18 protein-coding genes are annotated in these 21723 nt (G+C 47.3%); 12 read left to right on the top strand and 6 right to left on the bottom strand.

Translation table 11 applies throughout. The features are described from left to right. Window positions 1-34: 34 nt before the first annotated feature. Window positions 35-1006, bottom strand: coding sequence for a hypothetical protein (locus J7623_RS22145; RefSeq protein WP_291924489.1), 972 nt, complete (start codon window positions 1004-1006; stop codon window positions 35-37). A gap of 216 nt (window positions 1007-1222) precedes the next feature. On the opposite strand from J7623_RS22145, the gene J7623_RS22140 reads away from it, so the two are divergent. The 10 genes from J7623_RS22140 (at window position 1223) to J7623_RS22095 (ending at window position 14901) form a co-directional block, all read left to right on the top strand. Then, window positions 1223-2251 (top strand): LacI family DNA-binding transcriptional regulator, encoded by a 1029-nt coding sequence (locus J7623_RS22140; protein ID WP_291924487.1) that lies wholly within the window; start codon window positions 1223-1225, stop codon window positions 2249-2251. A 77-nt stretch (window positions 2252-2328) separates the two neighbouring features. Next, entirely contained in the window at window positions 2329-3075 is a 747-nt protein-coding gene (locus tag J7623_RS22135; protein WP_291924485.1) for an SDR family NAD(P)-dependent oxidoreductase, read from the top strand. A gap of 12 nt (window positions 3076-3087) precedes the next feature. Then, complete coding sequence (locus J7623_RS22130) at window positions 3088-3477, top strand: RidA family protein (protein WP_291924483.1); 390 nt, start codon at window positions 3088-3090, stop codon at window positions 3475-3477. A 26-nt stretch (window positions 3478-3503) separates the two neighbouring features. Further along, window positions 3504-4499 (top strand): 3-hydroxyacyl-CoA dehydrogenase family protein, encoded by a 996-nt coding sequence (locus tag J7623_RS22125; protein WP_291924481.1) that lies wholly within the window; start codon window positions 3504-3506, stop codon window positions 4497-4499. A gap of 13 nt (window positions 4500-4512) precedes the next feature. Then, on the top strand, window positions 4513-5586 hold the full coding sequence (locus tag J7623_RS22120; protein WP_291924480.1) for a membrane dipeptidase: 1074 nt from the start codon (window positions 4513-4515) through the stop codon (window positions 5584-5586). 27 nt (window positions 5587-5613) lie between these two features. Further along, window positions 5614-6738 carry a DUF5009 domain-containing protein gene (locus J7623_RS22115; RefSeq protein WP_291924478.1) on the top strand — a complete coding sequence of 375 codons (1125 nt, stop codon included), beginning with the start codon at window positions 5614-5616 and terminating at the stop codon, window positions 6736-6738. 143 nt (window positions 6739-6881) lie between these two features. Beyond that, window positions 6882-9872, top strand: a complete 2991-nt coding sequence (locus tag J7623_RS22110) for a SusC/RagA family TonB-linked outer membrane protein (RefSeq protein WP_291924476.1) — start codon at window positions 6882-6884, stop codon at window positions 9870-9872. Window positions 9873-9889: 17 nt separating this feature from the next. Beyond that, window positions 9890-11410 carry a RagB/SusD family nutrient uptake outer membrane protein gene (locus J7623_RS22105; RefSeq protein ID WP_291924474.1) on the top strand — a complete coding sequence of 507 codons (1521 nt, stop codon included), beginning with the start codon at window positions 9890-9892 and terminating at the stop codon, window positions 11408-11410. A 47-nt stretch (window positions 11411-11457) separates the two neighbouring features. Continuing rightward, window positions 11458-12363 carry a PKD domain-containing protein gene (locus tag J7623_RS22100; RefSeq protein ID WP_291924473.1) on the top strand — a complete coding sequence of 302 codons (906 nt, stop codon included), beginning with the start codon at window positions 11458-11460 and terminating at the stop codon, window positions 12361-12363. 33 nt (window positions 12364-12396) lie between these two features. Continuing rightward, on the top strand, window positions 12397-14901 hold the full coding sequence (locus tag J7623_RS22095; protein WP_291924471.1) for a right-handed parallel beta-helix repeat-containing protein: 2505 nt from the start codon (window positions 12397-12399) through the stop codon (window positions 14899-14901). Window positions 14902-14936: 35 nt separating this feature from the next. On the opposite strand, the gene J7623_RS22090 is transcribed toward J7623_RS22095, so the two are convergent. Both J7623_RS22090 and J7623_RS22085 read right to left on the bottom strand, forming a co-directional pair. Continuing rightward, complete coding sequence (locus tag J7623_RS22090) at window positions 14937-15452, bottom strand: hypothetical protein (RefSeq protein WP_291924469.1); 516 nt, start codon at window positions 15450-15452, stop codon at window positions 14937-14939. 628 nt (window positions 15453-16080) lie between these two features. After that, window positions 16081-16404 (bottom strand): hypothetical protein, encoded by a 324-nt coding sequence (locus tag J7623_RS22085; RefSeq protein WP_291924467.1) that lies wholly within the window; start codon window positions 16402-16404, stop codon window positions 16081-16083. 185 nt (window positions 16405-16589) lie between these two features. Between J7623_RS22085 and J7623_RS22080 the strand changes: the two genes are divergently transcribed. Then, window positions 16590-17252, top strand: a complete 663-nt coding sequence (locus J7623_RS22080; RefSeq protein ID WP_291924465.1) for a sigma-70 family RNA polymerase sigma factor — start codon at window positions 16590-16592, stop codon at window positions 17250-17252. Here J7623_RS22080 and J7623_RS22075 read toward each other — a convergent pair whose 3' ends face one another. After that, entirely contained in the window at window positions 17253-17738 is a 486-nt protein-coding gene (locus J7623_RS22075) for a MarR family transcriptional regulator (protein ID WP_291924463.1), read from the bottom strand. A gap of 19 nt (window positions 17739-17757) precedes the next feature. Then, window positions 17758-20205, bottom strand: a complete 2448-nt coding sequence (locus tag J7623_RS22070; protein ID WP_291924461.1) for an outer membrane beta-barrel protein — start codon at window positions 20203-20205, stop codon at window positions 17758-17760. Window positions 20206-20416: 211 nt separating this feature from the next. On the opposite strand from J7623_RS22070, the gene J7623_RS22065 reads away from it, so the two are divergent. Beyond that, window positions 20417-21103: a TMEM175 family protein gene (locus tag J7623_RS22065; protein WP_291924459.1), complete on the top strand. Its 687-nt coding sequence runs from the start codon at window positions 20417-20419 to the stop codon at window positions 21101-21103. A gap of 42 nt (window positions 21104-21145) precedes the next feature. Here the strand turns inward: J7623_RS22065 and J7623_RS22060 are convergent, their stop codons facing one another. Continuing rightward, entirely contained in the window at window positions 21146-21718 is a 573-nt protein-coding gene (locus tag J7623_RS22060; RefSeq protein WP_291924456.1) for a dihydrofolate reductase family protein, read from the bottom strand. Window positions 21719-21723 lie beyond the last annotated feature (5 nt).

Here is a 21723-nt window from a genome sequence, read left to right as displayed (position 1 = left end):
AGATAATGCAAAATCAGCTTAAAACAGCCCGTCTCTACAACACCGGGATCTCATACCAACGGATATCACCGGAATCAAAAGTGATCATTAACCGGTGTTGCCGGTCTAACTGTACCTGTGTAATTTCCCCCATATACTCTACGATGGCTGCAGGATCAGTGGTGATCTCGCCGTTCTCATCATATGCTTTGATGTCATTCCCTTCTGCCAGTAATTCGCCGGTACAGTTCATCGTGTGCCGATCGATTAGCAACAGCCTGCTATAGCGGGTGAGCGCTACTAACGTAGTATCATTTAAAAACAGCACCCTATATTCTAACGCGTCTTCCGGATAACCAGGTGCCTGGTGAAATAAATCGTCCTGCTCCAATTGTGCTGACCGGGTAAATGATGGAAAAGAAAAGACCTCAATGCCTTCGCTGTAATGCGGCGCCGTAGCCAGCTCCTGGCCATTGGAAGAGAAGTTACCAGCGATGCGGTCATTGCAGCTATGCAATGTGTCCAGTATAATTTTATCGTCTTTCAATTGCACCTGGTACAGGAGACAGTCATCCTGTCCGGCTGCCGCTTCTATCAATATTTTCTCCGGGTCCGGTGTAGGCAAAAAGTTATAATGATAAACCTGGTCACCTCCCATCATGCAACTGTCTACCATCGCAAAGTCGGAAGTGCGGGCTACGTATACCCGGTCATGGTCACCGGGAGCGATCAGCCATAGCAACTGGTTGCCGTGACTGAAAAAACAGGAGGCTCCTGCAAAACTCTCCCAGGGTTCATGCGTAAACGTCCAGCGTAACTGGCCATTCCCATCGTAGATGCGTACATCGTTGTAGCCGGAGAGGGCTATCAGGCTGCCATCTTCATTGGCTCTTACTTTACAACTCACATAACGAACCTGCCCGGCTTGCAGGTCTTTGCGCCATACTTCTTTTAAACCACTATCCAGCCGTATTACAGTAGGCTTATTGTCAAAGCTGAGCAGGTAACCATCCCGGAAAGAAAGCATACTTGCACGTTTGATACTAGGAGAGAATTGTTGGCAGACGGGTAACGGAATTTTTAAAAAAGGAACACTCATAATGATTCGTTACTTAAATATAAGGGAATTATTTTACGTATGGTCTTCCATGCAGCAAATCATTTTTTTGTCTTACATTTCCATCCAAACGTATCAGATCTTACCGGATATTGAAGTGAGTGTCAACATCTAAAACCTTATGTCATGAGTGCGCAGGTCCCTACGCTCAAGGAAATTGCCAAACGCCTGAATATCTCTGTTTCCGCTGTTTCAAGAGCTTTACATAATCATCCCAGCATTGGCCTGAGAACCAGTGCCAGGGTACATCAGTTGGCCGCTGAACTGAATTATGAACCTAACCAGGTAGCCCTTTCTTTCAAAAGAAGTAAAACCTCCATGATTGGCGTCATCTTACCCAATCTCAATCATGATTTTTTTGCTTCCATTGTAAGTGCCATAGAAGATGTAGCCTATCGTAAAAACTATACCTTACTACTGGGGCAATCACGCGATGAAGAAGACCGGGAGAAACGGCTGGTAGAATCTATGAAAAGCCACCGGGTAGACGGCGTGCTGGTATCTATCGCAAAAAATACCGCTAACTATGCACATTTCGATTTGCTGAAGAAAATGAATATCCCCGTAGTATTCTTTGACCGTATTCCACGCATGCCGGATATACACTACATTGCCAGCGAGCTGGAATCTGGTATGGAAGCGGCTGTACGCTTCCTCGTGAAAAAAAAGCACCGCAATATCGGCATGATCAACGGACCTGATAGCTTGCTTGCCAGCAAAGAGCGACTGGAAGGTTACATGCATGCGTTACAAAAACTGCGGATTAAAATAGATCTCAGCAGTGTGGTATCTTCCAATTTATCCAGGGAAGGCAATCAGCAGGCTATGCAGGAAATCCTGGACATGAAACGCAGGCCCACCGCCATTATTACCTTCAACGACTACGTTGCCATGGATGCCATCAAATACGCCAAAAAAGCAGGCATCAAAATTAACGAAGACATCAGTTTCGTGAGCTTCGCCAATGAACCGATCTGTAATTATATGGATCATCCACCCATGGCATCTGTTGAACAGTTTCCTTATCAACAGGGAGAAAAAGCCACCGAGCTGTTATTACAGTTATTGGAAGGCGACGAGAAAACCCGTACCAGCAACAACTTTCATAAAATTTTATTACCACCGCAGCTCGTTATACACGAAGCACAGGCATAATTTTACTCAATCGTTTGATGGTGATTTCGTTGAGGTGATCATGTACTTTGGCAGTATCATCCTTAATCAACGATTGTATGTATACAGATTTCCATCAACAGTCAGGTATCGTTACCGGCGCCGGCTCAGGTCTGGGCCTGGCCATTGCACGCAAGTTATCGGAAGCCGGTGTTAAGCTGGCGTTGCTGGATAAAAATCCTGCTTTACTGGAAAAGGCCGCTGCGCAGATACCCGGTGAAGTGATTACCTACGCCGTAGATATCACCAATGAGGCAGCTGTGAAAGATGTGATTGCACAAATTAAAACACAATTCGGTTCCACAGATATACTCGTTAACAGCGCCGGTATCACGGGGATGACCAATATCAAAAGTCATGAAACCGATACCGATAATCTCCGCCTGGTATTCGACGTTAACTTCATGGGTGCCTGGTTTACCAGTAAACATGTGCTGCCGCATATGCTGGAAAAAAACTATGGCCGCATTCTGCACATCGCCTCCATTGCGGGTAAGGAAGGCAACGCTGGTATGTTGGCGTATTCCGCTTCCAAAGCCGCGGTGATTGGCATGACTAAAGTGCAGGGAAAAGATTATGCGGAAACAGGTATCACCGTGAATGCGCTGGCACCTGCTGTGATCCGCACCGCGCTGGTAGATGCCATGCCACCGGAACAAGTCAGATACATGACCGATAAAATTCCCATGAAGCGCTGCGGCACCCTCGATGAAGCCGCAGCCATGGCCTTATACATCACTTCTCCGCAAAACAGTTTTACTACCGGTTTTACATTCGACCTATCCGGTGGCCGCGCTACTTATTAAAAACAGATGACTATGGAAAAAAGGGAAATCATTCATCCCGAAAAAAAAGACCGGCCATTTACGACCGGTGCTTACTCCGATGCAATAGCCGTAGATGGCTGGCTGTATATCAGCGGACAAGGTCCCATTGATTTTACCAGATCGGCTTTTGCACTGGGTACAATAGAAGAAGAAACCGCCCTCACCCTGCATAACCTGCGCTGTATATTAACAGCAGCCGGTTGCACGGTAGATAACGTGGTGAAATGTACCGTGCACCTCGCCGATATCAAAGACTTCCCGGCATTCAATAAGATCTACGCCGAATTTTTTCCGGGCATAAAGCCTGCCCGCACTACCGTGCAGTCGGTATTAGGGAGTGGTATAAAAATAGAAATTGATGCCATTGCCAGGATGGCCTGATGCCTTCATCTAAAAACTAACCGCTGATGGAATATACAATAGATCCGGCCAACATGCCGGTAGGAGTAGTCGGATTGGGTTTAATGGGATGCAGTATTACTGCCTGTTTGCTGATGGCTGGTCATCCGGTGATCGCCGTAGCGCCACTGGCGGCCGATTTACAGCATGCAGCCAAACGCATCACCGAACACCTGACCCGGTCTTTGCAGGAAGGAATTACCACCAAAGCGCCTGCTACCTGTTTGCAACAGCTCACTATTACAGAATCGTATGAACAACTAGGCCACTGCGTGCTGGTGATAGAATGTACACTGGAAAACCTCGCGATCAAAAAATCAGTATATGAAAAAATTGAAGCAGCGATTAGTGAAGATGCGCTGCTGACCAGTAATACTTCCGCTATTCCCATCAGTATTTTACAGGAACAGGTAAAACATCCGGCGCGTTTCTTCGGCCTGCATTGGGCAGAGCCATCGCATACCACCCGTTTCCTGGAAGTGATTTGCGGCAATAAAAGTGACGTGGCGAAAGGAGAATACCTCTATGCCATTTCGCATTTTTGGGGCAAAGAACCTACGCTGGTGCGTAAAGACATCCGCGGCTTTATCACCAACCGCCTCATGTACGCCATGTACCGCGAAGCCTTTCACCTCGTGGAGAATGGCTATGCTACCATCGAAGATGTGGACAGGGCTTGTCGTAATAACGCCGGCTACTGGATGACACTGGTAGGCGTATTCCGCTGGATGGACCTCACCGGCGTAGCAGCCTATCATACCGTGATGAAAGACCTCTTTCCTACGTTGAGTAACACCACGGAAGTTCCCGCATTGATCGACAACCTGGTGAAAGCCGGCGCACGCGGTGTATCCAACGCACAGGGCTTTTACGACTATACACCCGAAGAAGCCAGGCTATGGGAAGAAACCTTTGCCGCCTTTAGTTACGAAATACGCGAGCTGGCATTGAAGTACCCCGTAGATGTAGTCAGGAAAAAAGTAGCAGCACACAACGGGCATTAAAACGACCAACAACATGTTAATGATAGATGCACACCTGGACCTCGCCATGAATGCTTTGGAATGGAACAGGGACCTGAAAATGCCGGTAAGCGATATACGGGACAGGGAAGCCGGCATGACTGATAAACTGGACCGGGGTAAAGGAGTGGTGTCCCTGCCGGCCTTAAGGGCAGGAAAAGTAGGACTGGTAGTAGCCACACAGATCGCCCGCTATGTGGCGCCTGGCAGTACTTTGCCGGGATGGCATTCGCCGGAGCAGGCCTGGGCACAAACACAGGGGCAGCTCGCATGGTACCGTGCCATGGTTGCCGCCGGGGAGATGAACCAGGTAACGGATATGGATACACTGACCCGGCACCTGCAGATGTGGGACGATGCTTCCATAGACGATGCAGAGAAACCGGTAGGCTTTATCCTGAGTCTTGAGGGCGCCGACTCCCTGATCAATATTTCCTATCTCGAAAAAGCCTACCGCTACGGATTAAGAGCATTGGGTCCTGCACATTACGGCCCCGGAAGATACGCGCCAGGTACAGGAATGGAAGGAGTATTAACACCAGCGGGTATAGAATTATTAAGAGAGATGGATGCGCTGAAGATGATCCTTGACGTCACTCACCTCACGGATGAAGGATTTACACAGGCACTGGATTTATACAAAGGACCGGTATGGGCCAGTCATCATAACTGCCGCGCACTGGTACCACATCAGCGGCAACTGGCAGATGATCAGATCCGCATGCTCATAGAAAGAGGTGCTGTGATTGGCGGCGTACTGGACGCCTGGATGCTGACCACCGGCTGGGTACGCGGCAGCTCCGATCCACGAAAGGAAAACATCACCCTAGATAAACTGGTAGACCACTATGATCATATTTGCCAGTTGGCAGGTAACAGTCGCCATATTGCCATTGGCAGTGATCTCGACGGTATGTTCGGACAGGAGCAAAGTCCCTGGGATATTGACACCATCGCCGATTTGCCTAAGCTGGAGCAATTATTACGGAAACGGGGGTACGAACAATCTGACATCGAAAATATTTTTCACAAAAACTGGCTTCGGTTTATTCACGACGCCTGGAAATAGTACGCTGACCCGCAAACTACTTTGTGTATGACATCTTCCGAAAAAAATATTACCGGCAGTACCGCTAACCGCCTGTTATCGCTGGATGTAATGCGGGGAGGCATTATGATTTTATTGGCAGCAGAAAGCTGCCGGCTCTATGATGCTCTCTTTGATTTATCACTGCCGGCCTTCTGGCATAGCCTGATCCGGCAGTTTTTTCACCATCCCTGGCATGGCTTACATGCCTGGGACCTGGTGCAACCGGCATTTATGACCATTGCCGGCACGGCCATGTATTTATCTTATTACTACCGCGCCCGCAAAGGAGAAACCTGGGAACAGCATTTCAAACATATTGCCATCCGTTGTTTTAAACTATTTCTTTGTGGTACCGGGTTGTATTGTATACAGGCCGGCCGGATGGTATGGGAACTGTGGAACGTGTTAACGCAATTATCGTTTACCACTTTGCTGGCCTACCTTATTATCCGCCGGTCTTATTTTTTTCAGATAACCGTTACCGTTATATTGCTGATGCTCACGGAAGTATTATATCGTACCGTATTAATGCCCGGCTTCGACCAGCCCTTTGTGGAGCACCATAATTTTGGTGCCTGGATGGACATGGTACTGATGGGCAAACTCAACCCCGATGGCTGGGTAGCCATTAATTGTATCCCCACTGCGGCACATACTATCTGGGGCGTGCTGGCAGGAAAAATTTTGGTTAGTAAGTATTCACAAAAGCAAAAGGTAGTTACGCTGCTGCTGACAGGTATACTGGGCCTGACGATTGGCCTTGTACTCGACGCAGCAGCTATAACGCCCGTTATTAAAAGAATTAGTACCAGCTCCTTTGTACTGGCGTCCGGCGGTTGGGTATTTGTGATACTCGCATTGGTGTATTGGCTGGCAGATATCCGTCAATATAACAGCAAAGCCTGGATCGCCGTTGTGGTGGGCATGAATGCACTCTTTATTTATCTCTTTTTTGAAACCGTAGGCGGGCAATGGTTTAACGGCGCTGTTGGCGTATTCACCAATGGTGTAATGGGCTGGGTACAGGTGCCGGAAAAAATACAGTCCGTTATTACCGCGCTGGCCACGCTGGTAGCTGAATGGTATTTATGCTGGTGGCTATACAAACACCAGGTGTTTTTTAAGTTATAACTGACCTGCACAAAATCAGGTCAAACGATTGAGGATTTTTTACGAAACGGGATATACTATTTTAGAGTACCAGCAGCCTTCATCCAACCCGCACTATCAACCAACGTATCAATCATTACGAAAACAACAGAAAACGTACCTGTATGAAAATGAGCTTTAAAAGCATCCACGTATTTCTTTCACTGTTAGTTTGCCTGTTGTGCGGTGCTTTCGTCAGCCATGCGCAGGTGTTGATAAAAGGTAAAGTATCCGGTACAGATGGCCAGGGTATTCCAGGGGTAAGCATTGCTGTAAAAGGACAAAGCACCGGCGTAATAAGTGGGGCCAACGGTACTTACAGCATTACTGCCGGTAGTACGCAGGATACATTGTTATTCAGGATGATGGGATATCTACCGGTGTCCCGCGTCACCGGTAATCATACCGAAATAAATGTGAAACTTATGGCTGCACTCACTGATATTAATGAAGTAGTGGTCATGGGATACGACGATAAAAAAAGAACAGAAATCACCAGCGCCGTGAGTGTATTATCCGGTAAGCGTTTGAAAGATGTAACCGCCAATGATGTAGGTACCATGCTACAGGGAAAAGTAGCCGGGGTGCAGGTAGTGAACAGCTCCGGTGCGCCAGGTAGCGTGCCGGATATCCGTATCCGTGGTATCGCTTCCCTCAGCGCCCCCAAAGGACCGCTCGTAGTAGTAGATGGTATCATCGGCGGCAACTACGATCCCGGAGATGTGGCGGCTGTCACTGTGTTGAAAGACGCCGGCGCTACCGGTATGTATGGCTCCCAGGCCAATGGCGGCGTTATTATTATCACTACAAAAAAAGGTAAGCCGGGCGCCCCGCGCTTCGATTTTAAAGCCACGCTGGGTCGCAGAACGCCTAATGACGGGCATCTGAATATGATGAGCGGCAACGGTTTTTTTAATGCTTCCAAAGAATTATACCGCGATACTTTATCAGGTAAAATAGACATCCTGAAATTTTATAACGAACGTCCCCGCGAACTGGCAGACCGCAATTTTAACTGGGTAGACAATGCCTTCCACTCCGCACTGGTGCAGAACTATTACCTCTCTGCCAGCGGTAAAACTGATAAGTTTACCTACTACCTCGGCGGTTCCTATTACAATGAAGCGGGAACCTTTAAAAATACCGGCTTTCAACGGGTGAACCTCCGCACCAATACTACCTATGAATTCTCCAAACGGGTATCCGTTTCCAATAATATTAATATCAGCGCTTCCACCGGTAAAACGTACGACTACATGGACCTGTTCTATACCTATCTTTCAGTGCCGTGGGATAATCCCTACGATGATACCGGCAGCCCCAGGTACGTTGACGCCAATACGAAAGGCTGGTGGTCCCGCGATAAAATCAATCCCCTGCATACCCTGGCCAATTCCGACCATAGCACCAAAGATTTTAACATTAACTACGATTTCATCGGCAACATCAAACTTACCGACTGGCTCACCTTTACCAGCTCCAACAGGGTAGGCGTGGGGACCAACAAATCGCATAGCTTCTTTTCTCCTTTGGTAGCCGGTTCGTATCATGGCAAAGGTTTGCTCGATGAATCTTCTTCTTTATACTACAGTGGTATTTCCACCAACCTGTTTAAGTTCTCCTTCAGTAAAGGCCGGCATGCCATCAGTGGCCTGGCTGGTGCTGAATTCCAGGGTAGCTGGGACGAGTTGCTGGGAGGACAGGGAAAAGGTTTGCCGGTAGGATTCGATGTGCCGGCAGTCATCTCCAGTGAACAACAACTACGTGGGGTAAGAAATCATTCTGTGATGCAGTCACTGATTTCCCAGGTAAATTATAATTATGCAGAAAAATATTATCTCACTGCTTCTTACCGCGTAGATGGTACTTCGGCTTTTCCGCCCACACACCGCTATGCGCAATTCCCTGCCATAGGCGTGTCCTGGCTGGCTTCCAACGAAACGTTTTTGAAAGGTAATCCCTGGCTCAACCTGTTGAAACTACGGGCTACCTACGGTATTACCGGCATGCAGGATATTGGCGCCTATAAATACCTGGGACTGTTTTCGCTGAGTGCACAATATAATTCACAGGCGGCGGCTATTCCTGACCAACTGCCTAACCAAAATCTGACCTGGGAAAAAACACACCAGCGCAACCTGGGCCTGGACCTTGGTTTGTGGAATCGCGTAACGCTGAACGTGGATGTATACAGCAATGTTACGAAAGACTTACTGCTGCAGGTATCTCAGCCATTGTCGGTAGGCTTTGAATCGCGTTGGGAAAATGTGGGGCAGTTGAGAAATAAAGGATTGGAAATTACCTTGTCTACCGTCAACGTTAAAACGAAAAATTTCCAATGGACCATGGACGTCACATTTGGAATGAACAAAAATGAACTGGCAGGCATCGGCAAACCCGTATACCAAACCATCAATGGTATTACACAGATTTATAGAGATGGGGGAGAACTGTATACTTTCAATATCCCCAGGTGGCTGGGCGTGGATCCTGCCACCGGGCGTCCACTCTGGGAACAGGTGACCAGGGATAATGCCGGCAATATCATCAAACGTTCGCCTACCTCCGATTATGGCCAGGCAGAAAGCCAGGAAACCGGTCACGCGTTACCCCGCTTCCAGGGCGGATTTGGAACCAGTGTTTCCTGGAAAGGCATTAGTCTTTCTGCCAGCTTCGCTTACTCCCAGGGCGCACAAATCATGAACTTTATCCGCCGCTTCATGGATGTAGACGGCCACGAACCATACTACAACCAGATGCAGCCGAAAAGCGACTGGTCGCGCTGGACCAAACCAGGCGACATTGCCACGCATCCCAGCATGCAGAAAGCAGCGTTGTCTACAGAGATCTCCAGTCGCTACCAGGAAGACGGCAGCTTCATTAAGTTAAGAAACGTCAGCCTGAGCTATGATGTGCCAATGCATATTGTGCAACGTTTGCACCTGCAGGGATTGCGACTGGCACTCAGCGGAGACAACCTCTACACCTGGACGAAGTTCTGGGGACAGGATCCGGAAGTAACCGTTAATCGCGCCGACTTCTCCATGCCCGGCGTAGCCGACTTCAGGTACCCGGCCAACAGACAATATTTGGGCACCGTAGAAATTAATTTTTAACAGACAACTCCACTACCATGATCATAAAAAAATGGTTGCTGCTTTTTCTTTGCCTGATTTGCATGGCCCCGGCCTGTAACCTGAGCGTGCTGCCTACGGATGCGCTGAATACAGAAAACGTAGCTGGTACCCCCGATGGACTGCCTAACGTGATGAATGGCTGCTATGCCCTGCTGAAGAATAATGTGATGTTTAACGGTTTTATTGACCCGGGGCAAAACTACCTGTGGCAATATTACCAGTTCAGCGACTATGCCGGCGACGACATAGTATGCGGGCAGGTAACCGAGCATCCTTTGTTCTATAGCTTTACTTACACGCATTCACCCGACCAGTCGAACATCCGTTTCTTCTGGTACATTTCTTATAAAATTATTAATGGTGCCAACACCGTGATAGAGTTGGGAGAGAAGATCCCTAATCCTTCCGGCGCCGTAAAACAATTGATTGGAGAAGCTTATTTTTTACGCGCATTCCTGCACTTCAACCTGCTGCGCGTGTTTGCCAGACCTTATACCCAGGCGCCTTATGGCCCCGGCATCATTCTTCGTCGCACTACCACCGATGATGCAGTGGCGCCGCGGGCGTCTGTAAAAGACTCCTACAATTTTGTAGTGGAAGATCTGAAGAAAGCCGCGTCCCTGATGGATCAGCCAAGGGGCAGTCAGTACGCCTCCAAAGAAGCGGCGCTGGGTTATCTATCGCGCATATACCTGTACATGAACGACGCCGACAATGCCATCGCTTCTGCCAATGCCGTGATTAATTCCGGCCGCTTTAAACTGGAATCAGCCGAAGGGTTTAAAACTTATTTCCAGAAAGCCATTGCCTCCTCCGAAAGTATTTTCCTGATCGCACAAAGGAAAGTGGATAGCCGCGGCAAGGAAGGTTCCGTAGCGTCTATGGTTTATTCCGATGGCAACTCCGGCTGGGGCGAAGAGTTTGCGTCTCCTTCCATTCGGAAAGTGATGAGTGAACATCCCGAAGATGTGAGGTGGTCTTATATTCTGCCATTGAAAGATCCGGCTACCGGTGTGGTGGCTAAAAAGAACGGCATCGAAATTTATTATATCACCAAGTTTTCTTTCCAGGATGGAGATCCCAATTTAAGCTCCCCCGTAATGCTTCGTTTGGCAGAAGTATACCTGAACCGCGCGGAAGCCTATGCCATCAAAGGCAATGTAGCCGGAGCGCTGGCAGATGTAGATGAAATCCGTAAACACCGTGGATTGGAAGGAGCATTGTATAATGGACAGGTACCCCGTAACAAAAGCCTGCAGGAAACGGTACTGCAGGAGAGAAGGATAGAACTGGCTTTTGAAGGACACCGCACCTTTGATGTGTACCGGAATAAACTGAATATGGTGCGCGATTACTGGGGCTATCACCTGCCCGGTTTGCAGGAAACAGATGTGAACCTGGCGGTGCCACCTACCGGTTACGCCAATATTACCATCAACTGGAATGATCCTAAAACCATTTTTTATATACCGGTAGATGAAATACTCGCTAATTCAGCCTGTAAACAAAATCCTTAACCAGCATTTCGTATAGGTGTATTGGTTAGTTTTCTAAAATCTGCAACATGAAAGCAAGTTTTCCTTTTAATAAATTATTATTTGTCCTCCTGGGGATGGCGGCAATCACCGCCTGTAAGAAAGATACCTCCAGTCCCGATAAGGGCTTTGAAGCATTCTTCTCGTACACGGTAGATGGTAAGATCGTGTCTTTCAAAAATCTATCCACCCTCGCTACCACCTATAGCTGGGACTTCGGCGATGGCAGCAGCACCGCTGACAAAGATCCGACACATACCTATCCCGCCAAAGGACGCTATGTGATCACCTTATACGCTACCGCCGCCGATGGCAAAAAAACAGAAGCTTCTACTGTGCTGATCATCGATAAAAAATCACCGGTAAAGCTGGATGATAATAGCCTGGCCGACTGGGATGGGGTTACCAATGAATTTGTGAACCCTGCTGCCGATGTGGGGAAGAAAATCAAATGGGATTATGATGGTACCAACATTTACCTGTATGTGGAGCAACAGGGCAGTATTACGGATTCTACTATCCTCGGGCTTTTCATCGATGCAGACCATACCGGCGATCCTAAAAAAGACAGCGCCACTGGTTTCTATCATGTGATGTATCCAGCTATGGGAGCAGACCTTTACCTGGAAGGACAGCCTATGTTGGGGGGCACCGGCAGTTGGTGGGGAGCCTATAATTTTACCGGCGGCGCCGCGCATGCCGGCTGGAGCTGGGCAGCCCTGAATGTGCCACCGTTTTACATCATGGGCGCATCTGCCAGCGGTGGCGGTGTGTTTAAATACGAACTCGCCCTGAAGCGAAGCGTATTATCCGGGTTATTCAACAAACAAATCGCTATCGGATTAACCATATATGATAAAGGTTGGTCGGAAGTTGGCCATATCCCTGGCAATAAAAAAGTGGGTGGCATCCCGATAGACCTGGATGTACTATAATTCAATCAATACTTTTCCCTAAATAAAAAATCCATGAAAACAATTTTACTCACCCTCATTTTCGTTACCGGCTTGCTGGGATACAGCCAGCATACCGCTGCACAACGATACTATGTAGACAACAACAAGGCCACCAATGGAGATGGCAGCATCGGCAATCCCTGGAATAACCTGGCTACCGCCATGTTTGCCGCGCAGGCGCCCACTACACAGGATGTGGTAGTTTTCCTGCGGCAAGGTACCTACCACTTCAACAAGGACACGATCCTCTATATCGGCAGTGGCAAAAGCGGTACAGCAGGTAAGTATTTCGTGATCAAGGCCTATCCCGGTGAGCAGGTAACATTTGATGGCAGTGGTCTCACCACCGACTGGTCGGCCATGGCCAGCATTTCAGATGCCAGCTACATACGCCTCGATGGTATTACATTCACTAACCTGAAAAGTATTACCGGCTTCGGCCTGTATATACTGGGCAACAGTACGAACATTGATATCCGGAATTGCACGTTCAGCAACATGCTATGGACTAATGATCTGATGGAAGCGCCGTATCCGGCTTCTATCGATAAAAACATTTACCCGGTGATGATCAGTGGCACCACTACTTTTCCTTCAGGCGTGGTACTGGATAGCAACCAGTTTAAAACCATCGCTCCCGGCTTTTCTGCCAACCTGGTGAATAAAGCTGCCGGTGTAGGAACTGTAACGGAAACGCATACACTGACGAGCAATATTATCCTTCCGCGTCCGCGTTCAGATTTTTATGTCAGCACTACCGGCAGCGATGATACCGGTGACGGCTCAAAAGCCAAACCCTGGAAAACATTGAATGCCGCGGTGAACAGAGCGGGCTATAATTTTGCCCAGACCCCTCCGCTGCTGGTAGATACCACCGTCAATATCTACCTGCGTGGTGGCGTATATCAGCCTGCCACGCTGGTATACATCGGTAGCAATCGCGGGAAAAATGGCCGCTGGACCAATATCCGCAATTATCCCGGTGAATCGGCCATCCTGGATGGAGGGCTGCTCACGGCTAAATTCTCTGCCCTTTTTGGAATCGACAGTGCAAAGTATGTGTCCATACAGGGCTTACGCCTGCGCAATGTGACCAATGACTCCACATTGACCACCGTTGTTAACGGGGTGCCACAAAAAGATGTGCGCTATGGTATCGCCATCATGGGCAACAGTGCACATATCCGCATTAAGCAGGATACCCTGTATGATATGAAATGGACGCGGGATACCACCAAAGCCAAATATCCGCAGCCGAATGATAACCTGGGCGCCATCACCGTATTGGGTAACGGAAACTCGCCCCAGCATGATATTGTGATCGACAGCAACGTGATATATGATATTGTACCTGGCTTTACAGAAGCCATCACCGTGAATGCCAACGTGGATACCTTTACCATCAGCAACAACTATATTCATGATATTGCCAACATCGGTATCGTGGCGGCAGGTAACTATCAATGGGTATTGAATAGTTATCCGGGCTTAACCCCCACCAATAACCAGTCCCGCAACGGCGTCATTAAAGGCAATGAAGTGTTCCGGTGCTTGTCGCCCATCGCCATTTCTGCAGGTATTTATCTCGATGGCTCCCGGAATGTCACCGTAGAGAATAACGACTGCTACAACAATGGTGTGGGTATCTCCATTGGCAATGAACAAAATGCCAGTAAAGGAGCCGGGCATATGGTAAGAAGCAATACCCTGCATAATAACCTGGGAGCAGGCATCTACATTGGCAGCAATAATCCTACCTCCTGGGTAGACAGTACCGTTGTGAAATGGAATACCATACAGCATAACTATTTCATTTCACCCGCGCTGCGCAGGAAAGCCAACTATATGTATGGTATCGACAGCGCTTCCCAGCGTTGGGCGGAAATAATACTGAACAGGGCCCGCTACATCACGTTTGAGGAGAATGAGGTGAATATTGACTCGGATATTATGACTGCATTTTTGTTTGCACAGTCTAACCTCATCTTCCGGAATAATATTTATCATACCCTGCATAACAACCCATGTAATGTGCTCTTTATTAAAGATACCACTACCACTAACAATGGCGGTGGTGATGGGATTGGAGATGTGTACTACACCACGTTCCATCAATATGTCAGCAACACCTGCCTGGACGTAACGTCTACGCTGGGCGACAGTGCTTATAACCCGGCGGGCTGCGGCAGCACCTTTGCCTGTGGCAGTTTGGCAAGGGCTGCAGCGCCTGCACTGGTCCCCGAAAAGAATACACTGACAACAACTGCGGTGAGTGTATATCCCAATCCAGCCATGGAAACGGTAACGGTACAGTTGCAGCAACTCGTAAAATGCCCGGTACGACTGGAACTCTGGAACAGCACCGGCAGCCTGGTACGGCGGCAGGACCTGTCTATACTGCAACCGGGCATACACCGCGTTACACTCAATAAAGGAAACATTCAGCCAGGTACTTATTTCCTTCGCGTGATCAGGGGAGGGAAAGTAGAAACCCTGAAAGTGGTCTGGTTACCATAAAATACCATACAGACGGATTCAATCATAAACACCGGCTATCTCCTTTTGGGGATAGCCCTTTTTATGCGGGTTAGTAAAAGTACTACCAGGAAGTAACCCAATGGCCAACAGATCATTTCCAGGTATGAACCGCGGTAATAAGCCCAACTGGAAGGAAGATAGTCCCGGAAATAATTGGTGATAAAAATATACACATGCTCATAAAGACAGCCGGCAGGCAGCAGGATGACAACTACCAACGTAAATATAATATTCGTTCGAAGCCTGGGGAAAAGGAAAAACAGCGGGAGCACACCGGTACAAAATATAATAATGATCAGATGCCGGAGTGAGTATTGCAGGTAGGTATAGTCTGCATTTTTTAGCGCATTGGTAATGTAGTTTCGTATAATCTCCTCCGTTAGCAGGATGCCTGACACCATGGCTATCAGGTTGGAAATGGACAAGTAGCTGTTTCTTATCTTCCGGAATGGCTGGTAGCACCACACGATGAGTAAAAATAATATAGTGGAGACACTATAGCTCAATATCAAGGTGCTCAGGAATCCCATTGGCATAAGTATTAGGACATTAAAGGTCCGCCTAATAGGTGAAACTACCTATTTTTTATAACGCAGCGCAGTCTGGCAGCAGTTATAGCGACTAACCGTACCATTTTATCTACGAACTACATATAGCCTTACCCGTTGTTATTCATCTCCGGACCCCGGGTGTTTGTCGATCCCGCTTTTTTTCCCGCTTTCCCCGGTATACTTTTGCATTACCCCAAAAGGAAACAGATGATGGAATATCAGCAACGCCTATACGCAATCATGATAGCACTAATAGTGGCAGGTATTTTATTTGTTCGTAATAAGCGTAAACCTTATAAAGAAAATAGCATAGTGTGACGTTGCTTTGTAGCCCCCAAAACTGGCCGTGGATGTTTTATCTGCGGCCTTTTCTTTTCCATCACATGGAGGAACAGCCTGAGGCAGAAATACCGGGACGCCTATATAATCTTCCGAAAAAAAACTAATGATGGGCTTTGGGGGGGACGGTAGTTTTACCAGTTTCACCAATGCCCCGCATACCTGACCAACTGATAATCAAGCTGTTTTTATTATGTTACCAGTGTGTACTGCTACAATATGTGATGGGGAATAGGGATGAAAGGCCGAATATAGGTGGTGTATTTTTTTATGAGGCCAGGTTTATTTTTTGCTCCCGCCATTTCGTGAACATCACCTGGTAGGCAAATTCCCAGTACAGGTGATCTTCCAGCATATTCATGAGCAGCAGCTTTCTTTGGGTGCTGTCGGCATTGCTGCTCCTCAGTTCATCGTATTGAGCCAGTTGTTCCAGGAGAGCGGTTTCCATGACTTTGAGCAAGCCTGGAAAGGCGTCCATTTGGGTAGCAGTGATCAGTTTTCCTTTGGGTGTTAGTTTCAGTTCCTGCATCCGCTGGTGTGTCAGTTCGGGCATCTTAATACCCTGGAGGTTAAATATTTTGGTCTTATTCATCGGCACGCACAGGCTTTTACGGTTAATAATAGTAAACAATTACGGGTCATAAGGTACTATCCGGCTATGATTTTCGGTCTCAATGACGGCATCCTCTATTAATTAGAGTAAAAAAAAAGGAGCCGGTTACAAAAAATTCCATCTTTTTTGTAACTTTTCTTAAATTAACCACCTAACCAAACGAAATGGACCCTATCCGAATATTACCTACTGAAGACGACAACGCGATTATTAATAAGATCCTGGCGGGAGATAAGCGACAATTTGAGCCACTGATGCGCCGTCATAATCCCAGCCTGTTCCGGTTAGGAATGTCTATGCTGAACAATGATGCCGATGTAGAGGACGTTATGCAAACCACTTATATCAATGCCTATCAGCACCTCGCCAGTTTCAGGCAGGAAGCGGCTTTCAGCACCTGGATAAAACGGATAATGATCAACGAGTGTAACCAGCACTTGAAGAAAAGGAAGCGGCTGGTAAACGAAGATATCTCGGTGCTGGCGGATCATCACCCGGCAGGGGTGGCCGCGATAAGAGAGAATCCTGTGGCAAAAGTGATTGATAAAGAATTGGGTACTGCCCTGGAAAAAGCTTTATTACACGTGCCTGAAAAGTACCGCCTGGTATTTGTGATGCGCGAAATAGAACAACTGAGCAATGCCGAAATAAGCAAGGTGCTCAATATTTCTCCTGTCAATGCCAAAGTACGCCTGCTCAGAGCCAAGCTGATACTGCGGGGCAAAATATCTGAGTACTATAAAAATGACCTGGTATTTTCCTTTCACCTGGTGCGTTGCGACAGGATCATCTTTAAAGTGCTGGATGAACTGGGTATCCCACACTAACTATTCATTTTCCAACAGGTTAATCTTTATACGCTTGTACATGCTACGATCGTCTAAAGATTTTTCCAATTCTGAGAGTACCTGTAAAAGGTCTGCGCTCGCACTGGCGAGCCACTTTTTATTTTCTTCCCGGATCACGGCTAAGATAGGCCCCAACTTTTTATAAGTTTGCTTGCCGGTAGGAGTCAGTGAAATCAGGCGTTTACGGCCATCCTTACTATCAGGGGTGGCTTTAATGAGATTATTTTCCAGCATCTGATCAGCAAACTGAACAACGGCGGCATGACTTAACTGTAATGCCGCCGATATTTCTGTTACCGCCATCACTTTTTCCCTGGTCAGCAATTCCAGCACCAGGAACCATTTGGCTTCCATATCCAGGTTAGATTCCTTATAAATCTGGCTGACATCCTGCGATAAACGCTCGCTCAGCCGCTTTAACCGGGTAGCCAGACCCAATTCCTTCAGCTCATTGATTAAGTTCATGCGGTGAATTTATAAATTTTTATCCTGCTCTTCGTTTTTCTTCTTCCGCACCACCTGTTTTCCTTCTTGGGCTGCCGGATGTAGTACCTCCGAATTTATAAGTGAAAGTGATAGTGGCCACACGGGTATCCCTCTTCTGTATAAAGGTTTCTCCATAACCTGTTAACCGGGTAACTGCGTTCGTTCTGTTGGTAAAGAAAATATCGTTGACATTTATTTTGAGCGATGCCTTCCGGTGCCACAGCTGCCTTTGCGCTCCGGCATTAATAAACCAGAAGCTGCCTACATCCAGGAATCCGTAGTAGGTCCTGCTTTCATAATTACCGGTGATTTCAAGGGTAGTGGCGGCATCAATGATAATGGTATTTACAGAATTAAAATTAAAAGATACCCTGCTGGCATCCAGGTTGGTATTGGCCAGGTTTCCGGTATAACGGCCATAGTATACCAAAGCGGTGTTCATGCTGTTGAACCATTTGCCAATATTAACAGGAAATGCAAAACTGGCATTATAATAATCATACCTGGCCAGGTTCCTGTCGGTTTGAAGTACGGTATTGGGTTCCACATCCGGCGCCAAAACAGACAGCATATTATCCCTGGTAACGCTATAACCGATTTTGGTCACATAGTCCTGTTTGAAGGTATGCGTGAGTTCAAAGGAATTCGTGATTTCCGGCAGGAGGTAAGGGTTACCCATAGCGGAGGTTAACGGATCCAGGAATACCCGGAAAGGATTGAGCTGCCGGTAGGAAGGCCTTTCTATCCGCCTGCTCATAGATAAGCCCAGGTCATGCTGATCATTGAATTCATACCCTACATAACCACTGGGAAAGAGTTGCGTATAATCGCGGTTAAAGGTTGTTTCATGAACCACCTGTTTGCCATCCGCATTTGTATTTTCCAGTCTCAGTCCCAGCTGTAACGTTAAGTGCTGCCACTTTTTAGACGCATTAACATAAGCGGCATTGATATTTTCATGGTATATAAACCGGTTGCTTTTCCCTTCATCCAACTTATTACCGCCATTGCTCCGGTCGAAAAACTGTACATCATTATCTGATTTAACCCAGCTGCTTTTGATGCCGGCTTCCAGTTTTGCGCCTATATTTTTCAGTGGCTGGGTATAGTCCACTTTGAAAGCCCGGATGCTCAGGTTGCCGGTCAGGTCTCCAAAAAGGATATAGGGCGTTTTGTTTTCTGCGCTGTTTACATCGTAGTAACGGGTATTATACAATTGGGTATCATCGAAGGCATACCGGGCGTAATCTACGTCTGCACTCAGTTCCCTGCCGTTGGTATCCAGTGTTTGTTTGTAGTTAATGTTAAAGCTGTTATTGTTTCGCTGAGGTTGTGTTTTACCGAGCGTAATAAAAGAACCATTCGGTTGTTGCTGTGCATTCTGCGTATGTGCCACACTGTTAGTGGCTACACTGTTATTGGCAAAGATGCCATTGGCAGAAAATCCGATAACGGCATTTTTGCTGATATTATAGTCGGCTCCAATACGGGCATTGTGGCTGCTATATTGGTGTTTAAAGAAGCTATTATAATTATTGGCGCCGGTGAATTTATTATCGGCATCATAGAACTGCCGGAAAATGGTCAGGTCATTTATTTCCTGGCGGAAGCTATAATTGTAAGACCCGAAAACATTGAGATTTTTATGTTTGGTGTTGAAGTTGAACGAAGGCGATATTTTCGGATAGATTCCCTGGCCGTAGCTGAGGGACACGCTCCCGTTGGTGCCGGATTTCTTTCCCTTTTTCAACCTGATATCAATGATACCGGCATTACCGGCAGCATCGTATTTCGAGGAGGGGTTGGTGATGAGGTCGATGGTTTCGATCTGGTTGGCCGACATATTCCGGAGCATGTTGGCGAGATCTTGCCCGGTCATGGGAACCTGTTTGCCATCGATCATAATGAGTACACCCTGCCGGCCCCGCATCGCAATATTATCATTTTGATCGATGCTAATGCCAGGTGCTTTTTCCAGTACTTCCAACGCGGTGCTGCCGGCGGAGGCAATGGAGGAGGCTACATTGATCACTGTTTTATCGTATTGCTGTTGTACGAAAGGCTTGTTGGCAGTTACCATCGCTTCTTTCAACGTGGTGCTGGCCGCCTGCAGGGCAATATTTCCCAGCGATGTGCTTCGCTGATGGGTGAATGCGGCCGACTGATAAGGACTAAAATACATGCTTTGTGTAAGCAGCAGGTAACTACCGGCTTTGATTTGCTCAAACATAAAGTTACCCAGGCTATCGGGGTAGGCTACTTTGACCAGCTTTTTGTCGGCCGACTGTAGCAGTTGTATCATGACTTCTTTTACCGGGGCGCCGTCTGCTGCGGTCAGCCGCCCGCTGATGGGATAAACAGGTGTCTGTGCCTGCGTTTGCGTGACATTTACGTAAGTGGTAACGGAAATTAATAAGGCAAAAAACCAGGAATACTTCTTTTTCATTAGGGGTGATTTATACTCAAAATTAGAGAGTTTAGGTATTTAGCTGCAATATATTTACATCGGTGGTAAATGTAACTGCTTACGAAGTATTTTTTAAACAGGAGCGGTAAAATAAAGGGTATAATTATCTGGTAGAATGGGGCAGGGCAAGCCAACAATATAAGCAGGAATAATTGTATTTTAGGATAATCAGCCTTAACGTAGCTATCTTATGTCCCAATCCAAAACCATCTTCCAGCTGGAGCGCCTGATCCTTTTCAGCGATGCTGTATTTGCTATTGCCATCACATTGTTGATTATTGAAATAAAAGTGCCGCACCTGTTGCCGGAATATAGTACCGCGCAGGTAATGCATGCCTACCTGGAACTAACGCCCCGGTTCCTCGGTTTCTTTGTCAGCTTTTTCTTTATAGGCCTGTATTGGACTGTGCATCACCAGCTGATGGGGTATGTGGTCAACTATACACCCGGACTGATATGGTTCAATTTACTCTTCCTGTTGTCGATCGTATTGTTTCCATTTAGTACGGCACTGGACAGTGAATATGCCACCGCCAATTTCATTAGTCCCTCGTTGATATACACAACCAATGTCATTTTTTCCGGGGTGATGATTGCGATATTATGGAGATATATCAGCGATCCACGGCGGCAACTGAGCGAAGGATTGGACAATCCCTCGTTTGTGCGGTATCAGCAACGCAGGGCATTAACGGTGCCACTGGTATTTGGGGTGGTATTCCTGATAGGGTTGTTGTTGCCTTTTCATAGTATGAGTCGTACGCTCTTGCCCGTTATCCCGTTTATAATGCGGTCCCTGAAGCGGCGTTACGACAAAAGCCTGCTACAGCCCACGGCAGTGCCGGCAGAAGAGATTAACACCGGGGAAGAAGCATAGCTGTACGGACAACATCCGCTCTGATCATTCGCAAAAATAGCTTTATGCTTTCTGCTTTTCATAATGCAGGCACACTATTCCATGCTCAAACGCTTTGCTGTCCACTAATTTCAGGGATACCCGGTCTTTAATGTTTTTGAATAAAGGGATGCCGGTCCCCAGCAATATGGGGTTTACGAATAACCAAAATTCATCTATCAGGTTATCCTGCATCAGCGTGTGCTGGGTACCGGGGCTGCCGAAGATGATAATATCCTTACCCGGCTTACTTTTAAAGTCGCGCACCTGTTGATTTACGTGATCACTTACGACGGTGGTATTATCTTTTTGCTGACCCTCCATGCTTTTAGAGATCACCAGTTTGTGTACCTGGTTGTACCAGGTGCCGTGTTCTATATCATGTTTGGATGCGTTAGGCTTGTCTGCTGCTGTAGGCCAGTAGGCATCCATCATTTCATAAGTCACACGGCCATACAGTGCCAGGTCTGCGGCTTCAGTACGGTCGGCAGCATAATCAAAAATTTCGGGCGCTATTTTAATCCAGTCCATTTCTCCGTTTGGACCACCAACAAAGCCGTCAAGGCTGATGTGCATAAAGGAAACGATCTTTCTCATAAGCT

Source organism: Chitinophaga sp., assembly GCF_017745275.1.
Taxonomy (GTDB): Bacteria; Bacteroidota; Bacteroidia; order Chitinophagales; family Chitinophagaceae; genus Chitinophaga.
Note: the sequence above shows the minus strand (reverse complement) of the source record. Positions and strands in the feature narration are given on the sequence as shown.

What these genes read in the sequence shown, in the direction of transcription:
- J7623_RS22140 (WP_291924487.1), top strand. Translation starts at nt 1,223, where the DNA reads ATGAGTGCGCAGGTCCCTACGCTCAAGGAAATTGCCAAACGCCTGAAT.
- J7623_RS22100 (WP_291924473.1), top strand. Translation starts at nt 11,458, where the DNA reads ATGAAAGCAAGTTTTCCTTTTAATAAATTATTATTTGTCCTCCTGGGG.
- J7623_RS22060 (WP_291924456.1), bottom strand. Translation starts at nt 21,718, where the DNA reads ATGAGAAAGATCGTTTCCTTTATGCACATCAGCCTTGACGGCTTTGTT.
- J7623_RS22070 (WP_291924461.1), bottom strand. Translation starts at nt 20,205, where the DNA reads ATGAAAAAGAAGTATTCCTGGTTTTTTGCCTTATTAATTTCCGTTACC.
- J7623_RS22120 (WP_291924480.1), top strand. Translation starts at nt 4,513, where the DNA reads ATGTTAATGATAGATGCACACCTGGACCTCGCCATGAATGCTTTGGAA.
- J7623_RS22105 (WP_291924474.1), top strand. Translation starts at nt 9,890, where the DNA reads ATGATCATAAAAAAATGGTTGCTGCTTTTTCTTTGCCTGATTTGCATG.
- J7623_RS22090 (WP_291924469.1), bottom strand. Translation starts at nt 15,452, where the DNA reads ATGGGATTCCTGAGCACCTTGATATTGAGCTATAGTGTCTCCACTATA.
- J7623_RS22130 (WP_291924483.1), top strand. Translation starts at nt 3,088, where the DNA reads ATGGAAAAAAGGGAAATCATTCATCCCGAAAAAAAAGACCGGCCATTT.
- J7623_RS22125 (WP_291924481.1), top strand. Translation starts at nt 3,504, where the DNA reads ATGGAATATACAATAGATCCGGCCAACATGCCGGTAGGAGTAGTCGGA.
- J7623_RS22080 (WP_291924465.1), top strand. Translation starts at nt 16,590, where the DNA reads ATGGACCCTATCCGAATATTACCTACTGAAGACGACAACGCGATTATT.
- J7623_RS22135 (WP_291924485.1), top strand. Translation starts at nt 2,329, where the DNA reads ATGTATACAGATTTCCATCAACAGTCAGGTATCGTTACCGGCGCCGGC.
- J7623_RS22065 (WP_291924459.1), top strand. Translation starts at nt 20,417, where the DNA reads ATGTCCCAATCCAAAACCATCTTCCAGCTGGAGCGCCTGATCCTTTTC.
- J7623_RS22115 (WP_291924478.1), top strand. Translation starts at nt 5,614, where the DNA reads ATGACATCTTCCGAAAAAAATATTACCGGCAGTACCGCTAACCGCCTG.
- J7623_RS22145 (WP_291924489.1), bottom strand. Translation starts at nt 1,006, where the DNA reads ATGCTTTCTTTCCGGGATGGTTACCTGCTCAGCTTTGACAATAAGCCT.
- J7623_RS22110 (WP_291924476.1), top strand. Translation starts at nt 6,882, where the DNA reads ATGAAAATGAGCTTTAAAAGCATCCACGTATTTCTTTCACTGTTAGTT.
- J7623_RS22075 (WP_291924463.1), bottom strand. Translation starts at nt 17,738, where the DNA reads ATGAACTTAATCAATGAGCTGAAGGAATTGGGTCTGGCTACCCGGTTA.
- J7623_RS22085 (WP_291924467.1), bottom strand. Translation starts at nt 16,404, where the DNA reads ATGAATAAGACCAAAATATTTAACCTCCAGGGTATTAAGATGCCCGAA.
- J7623_RS22095 (WP_291924471.1), top strand. Translation starts at nt 12,397, where the DNA reads ATGAAAACAATTTTACTCACCCTCATTTTCGTTACCGGCTTGCTGGGA.